The sequence below is a fragment of the Chryseobacterium ginsengisoli genome, from assembly GCF_039542325.1.
Classification (GTDB): Bacteria; Bacteroidota; Bacteroidia; order Flavobacteriales; family Weeksellaceae; genus Chryseobacterium; species Chryseobacterium ginsengisoli.
The window spans coordinates 103,859-119,538 of sequence record NZ_BAABHX010000002.1; the positions used below are offsets into that span (position 1 = coordinate 103,859).

Genomic DNA, 15,680 nt, shown 5'->3' on the forward strand with positions numbered 1-15,680 from the left:
AAAGTTTGTTTGAAAATTTTTTCCTTACAAGCTCTTTTAAAATTATTGAGGCAAAGTTGCAACTCAATTTAGAAGAAATTTTGAATTAATATATTTAGTATTTATTTATAGAAACTTAAAAATTAACGGTAAAAATATGATGATTATTTTCGAATGCATAATTAACTGACCAATTTTGAAATTTGCAGATTTCTTTAATAATCGCTAAGCCAAGACCGCTTCCGTTATTGTCAGCAGAATTTCTTGAAAACCTTTTAAATAATAGATTTTTATCTAGTTCCTCAGTTCCTGAATTTGCAATTTCAAAAGATTTCTCTGTTAATTTTATAGAAATTGAGCCTTCTTTTTGGGTATGACGAATCGCATTTACAAGCAAATTATTAATTAAAACTTCTATTAAACCGGAATTTCCGCTGACATAAATTTCAGGAAGAATATAAGACTTTACAGAAATATTCTTTTGCTGAAAATGCTCTTCCAACAGCTCCATACTTTGTCTTACTAAAACATCAAATTGAATTTTTTCTGAATTATCAAACTGACTGTTATCAATTTTCGCAAGCAACAGAAGATTTTTATTAATTCTCGAACTTCTTGTTAAAGCTTTATTGATATCTTCTACAATCTCATATTGTTTTTCCGTAAGATCTTCGTTTTGCAGTAAAAGATCCAGTTTGTGTTTGATAATTGCCAAAGGTGTTTGTAGCTCGTGTGAGGCATTTTCCGTGAATTCTTTTTGAGTCTTAAATACAGAAATATTCTTTTCTATAAGCTTATTTAAAGATTGATGAAGTTCTTCAAATTCTGCCGTGTCTGTTTTTTCAAACTCAATATTATTTTGATGATTTAAGTTGAAGTTTTTTAATTTTTCAAGCGTATTTCTAAAAGGTTCCCAGATTGTAGAAGAAAGTCTTCTGTTTAGAATTAATAGCCCCAAAACAATTATTATAAAGAAAAAAACTGTTGTAACTGCAATTACAGCAATGGTAGACTGAGACTCCTCAATATTGGTCTGAATGGTAAAAAGAAAAGATTTGTCATTAATATACACTACAGTTTTCAAACATCTGTAACGTTCAATTTCAGAGCCTGTTGACGTTTTTTTTGGTTTTTCAACCGTTGTATAAATATCTTTTTTCAATGGATCTGCAGGAACTTCTTCTATATTGGTTTCCGGCTGAATGTGATTCCAAAGTTTGATATTTTTTGCCAATTCTTCGTCGGAAAGCTTCAAATTATTAAATTGATTAGCCGTTTTTTCCGCAATTGTCTTATTATGTTCGTCAAGCTCGCCTTTCCAAATACTGTCAACAACCCAATAATAAACAGGAATACTGATGACCAGAATAATCAGGACATAGATAAGAAATGGTTTTGTGGTTTTATTTAAAAGAGGTTTCAAATTAATTGTTAAGTATTAATTATTAATATTTAATTTGACAGACTTAATAATGGTTGTCAGCAATTTTATGATTTCAGTTGCATAGTTATTGATGTTGTTTTATCATTAACAATTAAACATTCCACTTATACCCCGTTCCATACACCGTTTTCAAATAATGTTCACAACCTGCATCATAAAGCTTTTTCTTTAAATTCTTCACATGTGCATATACAAAATCATGATTATCAAGCATATCAGCAAAATCTCCTGAAAGATGTTCTGCCAAAGTACTTTTTGAGATCACTTTATTTTTGTTTCCGATGAAATAAATTAAAAGATCAAATTCTTTTTTGGTTAAAATAATGGGTTGATTGTCAATAGAAACGGTTTTTGCCAAAAGATCGATTTCCAGTTCATTTTGCTTAATTGTGTTTGAATTATTAAACTGTTTTCGTCGAATAATAGAATAAATCCTTGCCATTAATTCAGACAGATGAAAGGGTTTTGTAAGATAATCATCGGCTCCCATTTGCAGCCCGTAGATTTTATCGTCCAAAGCATTTTTGGCGGAAACAATAATAACTCCGTCTTCTTTATTCTGTTTTTTTAATTCTTCTAAGATTTTAAGACCGTTTCCGTCGGGAAGCATTATGTCTAAGACAATACAGTCGTATTGAAATGTTTCTACTTTATTCATCGCTTCGACAAAAGTAGAGGCAAATTCACACAAATAATTTTCCTCCGAAAAATATTCGGCAATACTTCTCGCAAGTTCTGTTTCGTCTTCTATGATCAGGATTTTCATTTTGCTAAATTATCATTCAATTTTGAAGAAATTCTGAATTAAATATAATCAAAATAACCCATACAAAAGCGTATGGGTTTAGTCAGTTCTATAACGAGTTGAGGGAATTAAGGTGTTTTATCTGTATTTTTTGATGATTATCCGTTCACAATCAAACCTCCGTTCGGATGCAAAACCTGTCCTGTAATCTGCGCTGAATCTTCACTTGCAAGAAACAGGAAACTTGCTGCTATTTCTTCGGGCGAAGCATTTCTTTCCAAAGGTGATTTATTTTCATCTTCTTCCTGTTCGCCAAAAGTTTTTTCGGTTAAAGGTGTTGCTACAGGTCCCGGAGCAACTGCATTGATGCGTATTCCTTTCGGTTTCGCCTGTAAAGCTAGAGAACGAGTAAAGGAAACTATTGCACCTTTCGTTGCAGAATAATCCAAAAGCTCTTTATGCCCTTGATAAGCAACGGCTGAAGTTGTAGTAATCACAGAATTGCCTTCTTTTAAATATGGAAAAACGATTTTCGTTAACAAAATCATTCCTACAATATTCGAATCGAAAGTTTTTCTGATATTTTCTTCTTTTAAGTCTTCAATTTTTTCGCAGGGAAACTGAACTCCGGCATTATTGATCAGAATATCAATTCCTCCGAATTGTGAAACGACTTGCTGAACAGTTTTTTCACAAAAGTCATAATCATTGATATCACCTTGAAAAATGATTGATTTTCTTCCGATTTTTTCAATTTCCGATTGTGTTTTTTCCGCATCTTCTTTGTTTGAATGATAAATAATGGCAATATCCGCTCCTTCTTTTGCAAAAAGTAAAGCGACTGCCTTACCAATTCCGCTGTCTGCTCCGGTAATGAGAACAGATTTATTTTCCAATTTTAAAGTCCCCATTAAAAAAAATTACTTTAAGATCAATAATTGATTAATTTCACTTTTAAAACACCCCAAAATAAATTCAGTATAATATAACTGAGCATTCAGAGCTTGAGTTTTAGGATGGAGTTCCAGTTTTTTGGTCAAAACAATTTCACCTTTGTAAGCAAAAGAGAAAAATGCAAAAATTTTATAGGATGAGTTTCGAATAGGCGTGCAATAACCCGTTGTAGCGATCGACCAGTCGGATTCGAATAATTTTGCTACATTGAGAGCCATTGTTTCGGCGATATTCTCTGAAACGCAGTCGCAGTCTTCGGCTTCGTGTTTATCAATGTTTAATAATCTTACTTTTTCGGGTAAAGTATAAGCCGTCATTCCTCCTTTATAAAAGAGCGAAGCATTCGGCATTTGTGAAAAAGCTAATTGTAAACAGCCTGAAGTAACGCTTTCTACAACAGAAATTGTCTCATCAGTTGTCATCAGAGACTGACTGATGTACTCTAAAAGGTTTTTTTGAAATTCCATAATTTTAATATTTTAAGTGGTGTGAAGGTTTTAATGAAAATTTTTAATTCTGCATTTTTTCTAATTTAAAATTCCAAATTCTGTGTTCTGTTATTCGGAACTGTTTGTTTTTATATTAATATTTTTGGTGATAATTTTAAAAGCCAAATACTTTTATTACACCTCAAACAGCAGATTCAAAGAAATATGAATAATTTATTTACTCAAATTTACAATCGAATAACTCCCCTTTTTTATGACTATAATCAATGTTGATTGAACTAATATAAAATTTTTCGTTTTTCGATTTTAAGACTGCCTTCTTTCTCCATTTTCTTTAAAGTTCTGATCACCGTTTCTACACGCAATCCTGTAAGATTGGCAAGTTGCTGTCTGGTAAACTCTACGTGGAAACATTGTTCACAATCTTGATCATGGTAACTTTTCAGATAATCCAGTAATCCTCTTAACCTTAAGAAAGGATTTTGGGAAGACATACTTTGCAGCATAATGGCTTTAAAATAAAGTCTTTGAGAAAGGCACGTATTAAGTTCCAAAGAAAGCTTTGGATTTTTTTCCAAAAGCTCTATAAAATTGTCTTTGGGAAGGCGTATAATTTCCACTTCAGACAAAGCAATTGAATTCATCACATAGAATTTTTCCAAAAAAATCATTGGCTCTCCAAAACTTTGATTTTGCCCCAAAATATTTTGAATAAATTCTTTACCTTCTTCATTATAACTGTTTTGTTTTACCTTTCCTTTTACAATTTGGTAATAATAAAGCGCATGATCACCCTCTCGGTAAATAATTTCTTTAGGAACATAATATTTATCTTCTCCTCCGAACGAGTATAAAAGTTCAGGATCGATATTCATGCAGCTTATAGTTTTCATGTCTAAATTTTTTGATAATTTCTATACAAAAAAAAGACCATAAATTTAGTCTTGAAAAAAAAATCAATACAAAATTTTACGATCTTTAATTCTTACGATTTTATCTTTTTCCATAACCTTAATGGTTCTTATTGCAGTTTCTACACATAAACCTGTAAGACTTGCCATTTGCTGCCTTGTTAAAGGAATTGTAAATGAATATGGAGACTGTTCTTTTTGAGAGCTTTTTAAATAATCCATTAACACCATTAGTTTTGCAGTAGGGCTTTGTGTACCTAAATTCTGAGCCATAATTATTTTAAAATAAAGCCTTTGCGAAAGTATTCTATTCATATTCAGGCAAATTTCCGGATAGAGTTTCAGAAGATCCAGAAAAATATGTTTAGGCAGTTTAAGAATCTTACAATTGGTTATCGCAATTGCGTTCATAGGATATAGTTTATCTATAAAAAGTAGAGATTCTCCAATACTTTGTCCGTCCTCCAAAAGGGTCTGAATGGTTTCTTTACCTTCATCATTGTAGTTATTCAGCTTTACTTCACCGGTTATAATCTGATAATAATAATTGGGAAGATCTCCTTCATTGAAAATTGTTTCAGAGGTTCGGTAATTTTTTATACTTGCTCCTACCGAATGCAGAATTTCTTCTTTAATAACCATGTTAGCTGTTTTTTAATATTTACTTAGCATTCTTAGTAGAATAAAATTTTTCGATAATTATATAAATGCAAAAACTGAACCTATTATTTTATATTTTAACTAAAATAATATTATATTTAAATAAATTTCAATAATTAAATATTATTACAGTATTTTATTTAATCATTTATCTTTTGAATTTAGATTTTATTAATTTTATTTCAAAGCAGAAGCAAAAAATATTTATCAATCTTTAATAAACTTAACTATACTTATAAATGAAACTAAACCCGCTTTTTACTAAAACGGGTTTGATAAATCTATGACTTGTAAATTTACTTTGTTGATTTGATGCTATCGCTTGTAGTAATACGCCTTCCAAAGGTACTATCTATCACTGAAGCCGTATCAGAAGGCATTGTTTTAGTTGTTATACTGTCCGAAACTATGGTTGAGTCTGAGATCGAAGCCGGATTGGTTTCTATTTTCTTACAACTCAGGACAATAAACCCTAGAACGATTAGTGATAAGACAAATTTCATAATATTATATTTTAGTGGTGTGATAACCAAATCTAACCAAATATTATGTTAAATTATTATGACCTTAATCATAAGTTTATTTTTATGAAAATTACTTTGCAAATTTTTTAGTTCCTGCTACACAAAGAATTACACCGATGGTCACGCCCAACATTCCCATACTTACCCGCTCATGAAGAAAATACGCAGCCAAAGCCAATCCGAAAAAAGGCTGTAAAAGCTGTAGCTGTCCGACTGTAGTAATTCCTCCCTGCGCCAAACCTTTATACCAGAATATAAAACCAATGAACATACTGAAAAGAGAAATATACCCTAATCCAAACCATCCCTGAAAACTCATGGTTTCAACATTTTTTGGAAAATAAATAAAAAACAAAGGCAACATTAAAGGCAAAGCCAAAACCAAAGCCCATGAAATAACTTGCCATCCTCCTAAAGTTTTTGATAGTTTTGCTCCTTCTGCATACCCCATCCCGCAAAGAATTACAGCTAATAACATTAAAATATCGCCAATCGGAGAAACAGAAATGCCTTGCGAAAAAGCATAACCAACTACCAGTAAGCTTCCAATGATTGAGAAAGCCCAAAATATCGGATGCGGCTTTTCATCTCCACGAAATACTCCAAATAAAGCAGTCATTAATGGTAACATTCCCAAAAACACAATAGAATGTGCCGAAGTAAGATATTGTAAAGCCATTGCAGAAAGCAAAGGAAATCCTATCACACAACCTAATGAAACCAAGATCAAAGGAAATAATTGGTCTTTTGTAGGACGTTTTTCCTTGTAAATTAATAAAACAGAAAGAGCCAATACTCCTGCAATTCCTGCTCTTGCAATGGTTACAAAAAGTGGACTCATCTCCATTACTGCCAATTTTGTCGCAGGCATTCCTCCACTGAAAAGTAAAACTCCGATGAAACCGTTGATCCAACCTTGTAAAACCTGATCTTTTGAAATTGTATGTGTAGCCATTTTTTTGAAGTTTTATTTATTGATTCAAAATTATTAAGGTTAAATAAATAAACACAGTCTCAGTTTTGTATATTTGCATGAGCACAGTTTTAAAAATGAATAAAGAATATTTATATACAGAAATTGCCAACGGAATTGCAGCACAAATCAGGAACGGAATTCTGAAATCAGGCGATAAGCTTCCTTCCGTAAGGAAATTATGCAAAGATCATCAAATCAGTATGAACACTGCAAAACGTGTTTTTCTTGAGTTGGAATCACAATCTCTGGTAGATTCCAAACCACAATCGGGGTATTTTGTAAGTAATATTCTTTCTGTAAAATTGCCACTTCCGGAGGTGAGTAAGCCTTCGTTAATTGCCAATAATGATGAGCCTGATGAATTAATCAATAAAGTGTACGAAAATATTGGCAAAAAAGATATAACGATTTTTTCCATCGGAATTCCATCGGGAGATCTTCTGCCACAAGCGAAATTAAAAAAAGAAATCATTAATGCCACCCGAACCTTGAAAGAAGGAGGAACAGAATATGAAGAAATTCAGGGAAATCTAAAATTGCGGAGAATGATTGCCATGAGATCTTTGCAATGGGGTGGAAATTTCCACGAGAATGATCTTGTCACTACAAACGGCGGAATGAATGCCTTATCATTTTGTTTAATGGCTTTGGGAAAACCCGGAGATACTATCGCCATTGAAAGTCCGTGTTATCCGGGAATTTTACAGTTGGCAAACGGTTTAGGCTTAAAAGTTTTGGAACTTCCGACCCATCCAACTACAGGAATTGAGATTGATGCTTTAAAAAAAGTAATTCCAAAGATCGACCTGTGTCTTTTGATCCCAAATTACAATGCTCCTTTGGGAAGTTTGATGTCGGATGAAAATAAAAAAGAAGTCGTAAAACTTTTGTCTGAAAATAATATTCCTCTAATTGAAGACGATGTTTACGGAGATCTTTATTTTGGTTCTATCCGTCCGAAATGTTGTAAATCTTTTGACAAAGAAGGAAATGTTCTGTATTGCAGTTCGATTTCCAAAACGTTGGCTCCAGGTTATCGTGTCGGATGGATCGCTCCCGGAAAATACAAGGATAAAATTTTAAAGCTAAAACTTCTTCATTCCACTTCATCTATTTCTATTGTGAATGAAGCAGTTGCCAATTTTATGAAAAACGGTTACGAAAAACACCTTCAGCAGATGAGAAAATCTTTGCAGAATAACTACCAGAATTTTGTTCAGACTATCGCCGAATCTTTCCCTGAAGGCACTAAAACCAGTCGTCCACAAGGCGGATTATCGCTTTGGGTAGAATTTGACAAAAAAATTAAGACAACAGAATTATACGATCTTGCGATCAAAGAAAATATAAGCATTGCTCCCGGAAGAATGTTTACGCTTCAGAATCAATTTGAAAACTGTATGAGGCTCTGCATCGGTTTGCCTTGGTCTGAAGAGACACAGTTGAAATTAAAACAGGTGGGAACTTTAGCAAAGAGAATTTAAAATATCAATTGAGTTTGTCATTCCGTAGGAATCTCTGCGAAGAATTTTAAACATAAATAATCTAAATTCCTACGGAATGACAAAGATGGTGTTGATTTTTTATTATAAAACCTGATTATTTACTATCCGGAACGAAATTTTTCCTAGCCAGTTCTTTTCTTACTCGACTCAAACTTTCAGGTGTAATTCCCAAATAAGATGCAATCATCCATTGTGGAACTCTCAACAACAGATCCGGATACATTTTGATGAATTTCATATATCTTTCTTCTGCAGTTTCGCCTAATAAAGAATTGATTCTATCCTGAAGACTTTTAATATGCTTTTGTAATAGAATATCGCTTTTTTCTAAGCTGTCAGGAAATTCTCCGATCAGTTTATTGATAAAATCAGGGTGCAGCAAAAGCACTTCAGAATCTTCCACAGCTTCAATATAATAAACAGATTTTTCATTAAAATAAAGACTGCTTCTGTCTGATGTCAACCAACTTTCGGGAGCAAACTGAATAATATGTTCCTTACCGTTTTTATCGATGGAATACATCTTTAAAAGCCCTTTTTCAACAAAATAAATATACCTGCAGACTTCACCATATTGTAAAAGAAACTGGTTCTTCTGAACCTTCTTTACCTCATAATGCAGACTGCACATGTTTACCTTTTCCAAAGGAACATTCAAAACTTTTGCTAAATAATTATTTATATTTTTCATACAATTTGGTCTACCGATATATCTTGGTGCGAAGCGCTGTTGATGGCTTTCCCGTTCTCTATTACGATCAATTGCGGACTTTGATGCGTTACATCCAGATCATTTGCGATTTTATTCGAAATGGGTCTGTGCGCCAACAAATCGAGATAATATAATTCTGTTTTTTGATCTAAATTTTCTAATTCTTTTTCAAAATTCCTCAAAACCGTTTTGCTGATAAAGCAACTCGTTGAATGTTTGAATATTGCTATTTTATGGTGAAAAGAATTTTCAATGGCTTTCTTCAGATCTTCTTCGGATTCTATATTTTTCCAAAACGATTTTTGTTCTGAAGGCTCCCCTTTTCCGCCAAATATTTTATCAAAAAAACTCATACATTAAATTGTTTTAAATGATGATCAAGATGTTTATACTCCAAAAATCCCCAATCTTTTTCTTTCATTCTTCCGAAAAGTACATGACGGTCGGGTAAATTTTTATTATTAAAACTCATACAATATCTGTCGAGTGTTTTCAGGAGGTTTTGTTTTTCTTCATCAAAATCACATTCAAAATTAATGATAAGTTTTTGAAAAGTCGGCATATTTCGGGGAATTCCGTTATTAAAGAACTGCATTTCTTTTTTTGTAAGAATTCCTATAAGCCTAAAGAAAATATTAATAGCCGGAAGTTTGATTTTTTTCTGAGGAACCTGAAGCACATAGCTGCAATGCCTCATCATTTGGCATACGTCCATTTTTCCCCATTTTTTTGGAGAATTTTCTGTTAAACCGGAAATTCTTTTTATAATTTCCTCAAAATAAATTGGATTATGGAGACTTTTCTTTACCAACCTTTTTCTTTCTTCAGATTTTCTATATGAGCAAAATGATGATTACAATGCCATGCATAAAGCGCAAGATAACTTCTGAGATCATAATTTTTATTTTGCTCGGGATGATGAAAAGTTCTTTCAAACTGCTTGTTGGTCATACTTTTCAGCAATTCGGTCCATCGTTGATGAGTGCCTTTTATCATTCTCATCGCGGGCTTTATTGATATATTCAAGCTGTCTTGAAGTTCTGCCCATTTTGCTTCATCATAAGGTCTTATGGTAGGATTTTCTTCTGTAAGAGCCAATTTAAGACGCATAAAACTGTTGATATGGCTGTCTGCAAGATGATTCACGACCTGTCTCACTGTCCAGCCGCCTTCTCTGTATTGTGTATCAAGCTGGCTGTCGTTGAAATTTTCAATAAGATTTTTCAGTCTTCCCGGGAAATCTTTAATAACTTTTATATATTCATCAAGTTTGATATCACAGATATTTTCAGGTTGATCAAACTGACCTATCGGAAATCTCTTTTGTTCTAAGTTGCTCATCTTTAATTATAGTTTTTAATACGCTGAACAAAATGACAGCGTCTTTATCTTTTAAATAGTATAGCATTTTATTTTTATAATTATCTTCTCGTGAGAAAATCATAAAATGATGGTGATATTGTTTTAATTCCAGATCTTCAAAAAGAATTTCTTTTTTATCAAATCTAATTTTATTCTCTACAATTTCAATTCCGGAAATGCTGAATTTTTCGTTGTTTTTGAACTTCAAATAATAATTATATGCAATATCGCCAAGAAACCTATCCCACAATTCATCAATAATATCGCAATATAATTGATGTTTTTCGTCTAATTTTCTTTTGTAGAAAAGTTTAAAAAATATTTTAAGCTCTTTGTTTGATTTGTCTCGGATAAAAATCTGATATTCTCTTCCGATAATGAATTTATATCCGTCAATAAAATGAATGCCATAACGAATTCCTGCAATATCTTCTTTATTGATGATCGTAAAAAGATCATTTCTTTGATCTTTATTTTCAAATTTTATAAAATTTTCGTCTATGATCAATGATCTCTTTCTTGTATCAAATAATCCGCGAACGATAGTGAATTCTTTCATAAAATGCCGATTTGTCCAATCATTATTTTGAACAGTTTCTTGAGTATTAGTTTTTGTAAATTTATCAAAAAAATAAAGAATTTAAATAGGAAATTTTTTAATAATGATGAATCTACGGTCTTTATTTTCATCAGATTAATTTTATCATTTAATATGTTGATTTCCAGTATTTTTTCAACATTCATAAAAGATCAAAATAAAAAAGCCTCAATTCTATTAAAATTGAAGCTTTTGTTTTTATAATTAATCGATTAATATCCGTGTAAATTAATATCCTCCGTTCTTTGTAAAGTCACTTTCTTGCCCATTTTCTTTTGAATCACTCGAAAATGCTGCAATTCATCATCCGTCAAAATGCTGATCGCGGTTCCTTTTTCGCCTGCACGACCCGTTCTACCGATACGATGAATGTAGTCTAAAGGCGAACGAGGCAATTCGTAATTGATAACACAAGGCAAAGATTCTATGTGGATTCCACGTCCGATTAAGTCTGTTGCGACCAAAATCTGAGCGCCGTTTACTTTAAATTCCTCCAAATTATTTCTACGCGCTCCCTGCGATTTCTGACTGTGAATGGCAACCGCTTTTATTTTATTTTTTTTAAGTTTTTCGACTAAATTATCCGCAGATCTTGTAGAAGAAACAAAAATCAAAGCTTTCTCAACTTTCTTTTCTTTAATCAAATAGCGTAAGAAAGGACCTTTATTTTCCGGAGAAACGTGATAAGCCAATTGCTCGATATTATCAATTTCAACTTCTTCTTTCTTAATTTCAATCATCACCGGATTGATGGATAAACGTTCCTTCATTTCAGAAACTTTGTCATTTAAAGTTGCTGAAAATAAAGTCGTCTGTTTTGCAACAGGCATCATGGCGATAAGTTTATTCATTTCTTCTCCAAAACCTAGTTGAAACATTTTATCAGCTTCATCAATCACCAAATGTTGGATTCCTGAAATACTCAATGCATTATGATCAATCAAGTCCAATAAACGACCTGGAGTTGCAATAAGAACTTCCACGCCAAACATTCCTTTCATCTGCGGATTGATAGAAACACCGCCATAAACAGCCATTGTACGAACTTCACGTTTCAGATTTTCCGTAAAGGCTCTAAAAACCTCATCAATCTGAATCGCTAATTCTCTCGTAGGAACCAATATTAAAACCTGAACATTACGGTCTTTTTTAACCTCAGCATTTTGCAGTTTTTCCAAAATAGGCATCACAAAACATGCAGTTTTCCCTGAACCAGTCTGTGCAATTCCCATAAGATCTTTTCCCTGCAAAATAACGGGAACAGCCTGTTCCTGAATTGGAAACGGCTTCAGATAGCCTAATTTGTTGACAGAACGAATAATATTGTGTGATAATCCTAACGATTCAAATGACATAAAAAAACTTATTTTATGCAAAGATAAGCTATTGAAATTTGGTTTATATACTAATTTGTTGGTAATCGCAAAGGTGCAAGAATTATATTTGAAATGAGGTTTTTAGGCGTAAGGATTCTATTTGCGATAAATTGAGTAGGTAAAAAAATTGCTGAAATTTTTTACGCCTTTGCAGTTACCAACACTTTAAATCCATTAAAAAATTATTAAACTAAATGCCGATTTGTCCGATATTTTAAGATTGGGCAATTTTTTGAATAGTAGTTTTCGTAATTTTATCAATAATTCGAGAATTTTAAATATGAAAAAAGCGTTAATAATCGTAGATGTACAGAATGATTTTTGTGAAGGCGGTGCATTGGCAGTTCCGGGAGCAAATGAAGTGATTCCTTACATCAATGCTCTAATGGAAGAAAATGAGTATGATCAAATTGTTTTAACTCAGGATTGGCATCCTGCAAATCATAAAAGTTTTGCCAGCAATAATGGCAGAAATGTTGGTGAAAGTATTATTCTGAATGGTGTTCCGCAATTTATGTGGCCGGATCACTGTGTTCAGGGAACTTTCGGGGCAGAATTTCATAAGGATCTAAACAGAGATAAAGTCACTCACATTATTCAGAAAGGAAAAAATACTGAAATTGATGCATACAGCGGTTTTCAGGACAACAATCATTTTATGAAAACAGGATTGGATGATTTCTTGAAGTATCATGACATTCAATTATTGGAAATTGTAGGTTTAGCAATGGATTATTGTGTGAAATTTACTTGTACAGACGCTGTTGCGAGTGGCTATGTTACTTGTCTTCACTTTAACGGAACCCGTGCTGTTAATGTAAAACCTGATAACGGAAGAGATGCTATTTATGATATGATTCAGAAAGGAGTGACTGTTTTGGGATAACTTTCTAAACACAAAAAACAAAAGTTCCAATAATATAATTCGTATTAAAATTTAACATTCTATTTGTTATTCTGAATGGAACAAAGTGAAATGAAGAATCTCTTTAACAATAAATAACAGATTCTTCCTTCGTCAGAATGACAGACTTTGAAAATAAAAAGACGTTGAATAAATTTTCAACGTCTTTTTATTTTTTAACTTAAAATCTACTTTAAAATTAAAGCATTTTAAGATTATTTACTTCAAGTTCTGTAAGAATTCTCCAGTGTCCTCTTTTGATATTCTTCTTCGTTAATCCGGCAAACATTACTCTGTCAAGAGCTTCCACTTCATATCCTAATCTTTGGAAGATTCTTCTGATAACACGGTTCCATCCGATGTGGATTTCGATTCCGATTTCATTTTTAGGTTTTCCTTCAATATATGAAATTTGATCAACAATTGCTACACCTTCATCCAGACGAATTCCTTCAACGATCAGTTTCATGTCTTCATGACTTAGTTTTTTATCTAAAGTTACATGGTAGATTTTCTTGGCATCAAAAGATGGATGTGTCAACTTTTTCGTCATATGTCCGTCATTCGTTAAAAGAATAACTCCCGTTGTAGAACGATCCAGTCTTCCGACAGGGAAAACGCGGTAAGGAGAAGCATTTGCTACCAAATCCATTACTGTTTTTCTTGCTTTATCATCTTTCGTTGTAGAAATATAACCTTTTGGTTTATTTAAAAGAACATAAACTGGCTTTTCAGGAGTGATATTCTGTCCGTCGAAAACTACTTTGTCTGTTTTCTGAACCTGATAACCCATTTCATTAACCACTTTTCCGTTTACTTCTACTAAACCTTGAGTGATTAATTCATCGGCTTCTCTTCTGCTGCAGATTCCTGAATTAGCGATGTATTTATTAAGACGGATAGTATCTTTATGAATATCTTTTTCTATTTTATTCAGTCTTCTTTTTTGTACGAAAGATTTTGCGCCATCCTGATTTCTATCATCTGTACTTCCCGGTCTTCTTCCGTATTTTAAGCTTCCTCTTTCATACTTATCTCTGGTATCAAAGCTATTAGGTCTGCTTCCTCCTCTTTTTGGAGCTGGTTTACTGAAAGATTTTTTTTCTTCACCAGCACTGGTAATAAAAGGCTCTTGTTCAGTTTTTCCAAACTTCTTATCCATTCTGTCTTGGTAACTTGTACCACTGCTCTTTCTGGAATCAGAATTTCTCTCTCCAGCTTTTGGAAATGGTTTTTTGAAAGGTTTTGAACCAGAAGAATTTCCTGATCTTGAAGCACGAGAATCATCAGAATTATTTCTTGTTGAACTTCTTGGTTTCTTTGGTCTTCCTGAATTATTGTCTCTGCTCATGCTAAATATTTGTGCAAAGATAGTTAATTTAGTAACGAGTTAAAAATTAAGAATCATAACTTTGCAATATAGTTTAATTCTAACATTACAGGAAAACCGAAAATGATAACAATAGTAGACGATAATTTCTCGCAGTTAAACAGCTTTTTACACGAAAAATCTTTCAGCAAAATTTTTATTTTAGTTGATGAAAATACGCACGAATATTGTCTTCCTACTCTTTTAGGAAATATGGAAACAGATCTTGGTTTTGAGATCTTGGAGATTGAAGCCGGTGAAGAAATGAAAAATATTCAAACTGCAAATCAGCTTTGGGAAATCCTTACAGAAATGCAGGCGGATAGAAAAGCATTAGTAATCAACCTTGGAGGCGGAGTAATTACAGATATGGGTGGTTTTGTAGCTTCTACTTATAAAAGAGGAATTCAGTTTATTAATATTCCCACTACTCTTTTATCGATGTGTGACGCTTCGATTGGCGGAAAAACAGGAATCGATTTGATGCACTATAAAAATATGGTAGGAACTTTCACTTTTCCTGAACAGATTTTTGTGTATCCTAAATTCTTAGAAACATTACCTTTTAAAGAATTAAGAAGTGGTTTTGCAGAAATGCTGAAACATGGATTAATTGCTGACAAATCACATTGGGAAAACCTTACGCAGATCAATAAATTGGATATTGAAGCAGTAATTCCTCATATTCAGACTTCAATGGATATTAAACAAAATGTCGTTGAACAGGATTTTCACGAAAAGAATATCAGAAAAAACTTGAATTTCGGGCATACAATCGGTCATGCGATCGAAAGCTTATGTTTAAATCAGGGAAATCCTATTCTTCATGGTGAAGCTGTTGTGATGGGAATGATTTCTGAAACATATTTGGCTTATCTGGAAGGTCTAATTTCTGAAGACGATTCAAAATTAATTATTGAAAATATTCAGAAATACTATCCTTATTTAGATATAAGCGATTTTAAGGATGAAGATATTTTTGATCTTTTATTAAATGATAAAAAGAATGTTGATAGCAAAATCAATTTCTCTTTATTAACGGGAATTGGTTCTTGTAATTTTGATCATCAATGCAGTCAAAAAAATATCTCAGAATCTTTGGATTTTTATAGAAAACTAAACGATGCATAAGATAATTTTCATTAAACGATGAAATAACTTTTCAATTTTTAACAAAAATGTCAATTTAGAATATTTTTAAATAAACGTTTA

Annotated in this window: 17 protein-coding genes; 3 read left to right on the forward strand and 14 right to left on the reverse strand. The window is 32.4% G+C overall.

The genetic code is table 11. The features are described 5' to 3' along the window. Positions 1-115: 115 nt before the first annotated feature. The 7 genes from ABD940_RS05500 to ABD940_RS05530 form a co-directional block, all read right to left on the reverse strand. Positions 116-1,402, reverse strand: coding sequence for a sensor histidine kinase (locus tag ABD940_RS05500; RefSeq protein ID WP_345200847.1), 1,287 nt, complete (start codon positions 1,400-1,402; stop codon positions 116-118). A gap of 112 nt (positions 1,403-1,514) precedes the next feature. After that, entirely contained in the window at positions 1,515-2,189 is a 675-nt protein-coding gene (locus ABD940_RS05505; RefSeq protein ID WP_345200849.1) for a response regulator transcription factor, read from the reverse strand. A gap of 137 nt (positions 2,190-2,326) precedes the next feature. Beyond that, the gene (locus tag ABD940_RS05510) at positions 2,327-3,064 is read right to left on the reverse strand and encodes an SDR family oxidoreductase (protein WP_345200851.1); all 738 of its coding nucleotides are present in this window, start codon (positions 3,062-3,064) and stop codon (positions 2,327-2,329) included. A gap of 24 nt (positions 3,065-3,088) precedes the next feature. Continuing rightward, positions 3,089-3,589 (reverse strand): CinA family protein, encoded by a 501-nt coding sequence (locus ABD940_RS05515; protein ID WP_345200852.1) that lies wholly within the window; start codon positions 3,587-3,589, stop codon positions 3,089-3,091. Between the two features lie 260 nt (positions 3,590-3,849). Further along, complete coding sequence (locus tag ABD940_RS05520) at positions 3,850-4,464, reverse strand: Crp/Fnr family transcriptional regulator (protein ID WP_345200854.1); 615 nt, start codon at positions 4,462-4,464, stop codon at positions 3,850-3,852. Positions 4,465-4,527: 63 nt separating this feature from the next. Continuing rightward, positions 4,528-5,124, reverse strand: coding sequence for a Crp/Fnr family transcriptional regulator (locus ABD940_RS05525; protein ID WP_345200855.1), 597 nt, complete (start codon positions 5,122-5,124; stop codon positions 4,528-4,530). A 612-nt stretch (positions 5,125-5,736) separates the two neighbouring features. Further along, positions 5,737-6,621, reverse strand: a complete 885-nt coding sequence (locus ABD940_RS05530; RefSeq protein ID WP_345200857.1) for a DMT family transporter — start codon at positions 6,619-6,621, stop codon at positions 5,737-5,739. Between the two features lie 95 nt (positions 6,622-6,716). Here ABD940_RS05530 and ABD940_RS05535 point away from each other — a divergent pair, with 95 nt between their 5' ends. After that, on the forward strand, positions 6,717-8,126 hold the full coding sequence (locus tag ABD940_RS05535) for an aminotransferase-like domain-containing protein (RefSeq protein WP_345200858.1): 1,410 nt from the start codon (positions 6,717-6,719) through the stop codon (positions 8,124-8,126). A 115-nt stretch (positions 8,127-8,241) separates the two neighbouring features. On the opposite strand, the gene ABD940_RS05540 is transcribed toward ABD940_RS05535, so the two are convergent. The 6 genes from ABD940_RS05540 to ABD940_RS05565 all read right to left on the reverse strand — a co-directional run bounded on the left by ABD940_RS05540 (position 8,242) and on the right by ABD940_RS05565 (position 12,174). Continuing rightward, positions 8,242-8,838, reverse strand: a complete 597-nt coding sequence (locus ABD940_RS05540; protein WP_345200859.1) for a Crp/Fnr family transcriptional regulator — start codon at positions 8,836-8,838, stop codon at positions 8,242-8,244. Beyond that, a complete protein-coding gene (ytxJ, locus tag ABD940_RS05545) occupies positions 8,835-9,212 on the reverse strand; it encodes a bacillithiol system redox-active protein YtxJ (RefSeq protein ID WP_345200860.1) in 378 nt (125 codons plus the stop codon). The genes ABD940_RS05540 and ytxJ overlap by 4 nt, the downstream gene beginning before the upstream one ends. Continuing rightward, the gene (locus tag ABD940_RS05550; RefSeq protein WP_345200861.1) at positions 9,209-9,670 is read right to left on the reverse strand and encodes a DUF1569 domain-containing protein; all 462 of its coding nucleotides are present in this window, start codon (positions 9,668-9,670) and stop codon (positions 9,209-9,211) included. The genes ytxJ and ABD940_RS05550 overlap by 4 nt, the downstream gene beginning before the upstream one ends. Then, on the reverse strand, positions 9,664-10,200 hold the full coding sequence (locus ABD940_RS05555; protein ID WP_345200862.1) for a YfiT family bacillithiol transferase: 537 nt from the start codon (positions 10,198-10,200) through the stop codon (positions 9,664-9,666). The genes ABD940_RS05550 and ABD940_RS05555 overlap by 7 nt, the downstream gene beginning before the upstream one ends. Continuing rightward, the gene (locus tag ABD940_RS05560) at positions 10,157-10,780 is read right to left on the reverse strand and encodes a hypothetical protein (RefSeq protein WP_345200863.1); all 624 of its coding nucleotides are present in this window, start codon (positions 10,778-10,780) and stop codon (positions 10,157-10,159) included. The genes ABD940_RS05555 and ABD940_RS05560 overlap by 44 nt, the downstream gene beginning before the upstream one ends. Before the next feature lie 251 nt (positions 10,781-11,031). After that, positions 11,032-12,174: a DEAD/DEAH box helicase gene (locus ABD940_RS05565; RefSeq protein ID WP_345200864.1), complete on the reverse strand. Its 1,143-nt coding sequence runs from the start codon at positions 12,172-12,174 to the stop codon at positions 11,032-11,034. Positions 12,175-12,475: 301 nt separating this feature from the next. On the opposite strand from ABD940_RS05565, the gene pncA reads away from it, so the two are divergent. Next, positions 12,476-13,081, forward strand: a complete 606-nt coding sequence (pncA, locus tag ABD940_RS05570; protein WP_345200865.1) for a bifunctional nicotinamidase/pyrazinamidase — start codon at positions 12,476-12,478, stop codon at positions 13,079-13,081. Between the two features lie 217 nt (positions 13,082-13,298). Here pncA and ABD940_RS05575 read toward each other — a convergent pair whose 3' ends face one another. Further along, complete coding sequence (locus ABD940_RS05575) at positions 13,299-14,450, reverse strand: pseudouridine synthase (protein WP_345200866.1); 1,152 nt, start codon at positions 14,448-14,450, stop codon at positions 13,299-13,301. A 102-nt stretch (positions 14,451-14,552) separates the two neighbouring features. Here ABD940_RS05575 and aroB point away from each other — a divergent pair, with 102 nt between their 5' ends. Beyond that, entirely contained in the window at positions 14,553-15,599 is a 1,047-nt protein-coding gene (gene aroB, locus ABD940_RS05580; RefSeq protein WP_345200867.1) for a 3-dehydroquinate synthase, read from the forward strand. Positions 15,600-15,680 lie beyond the last annotated feature (81 nt).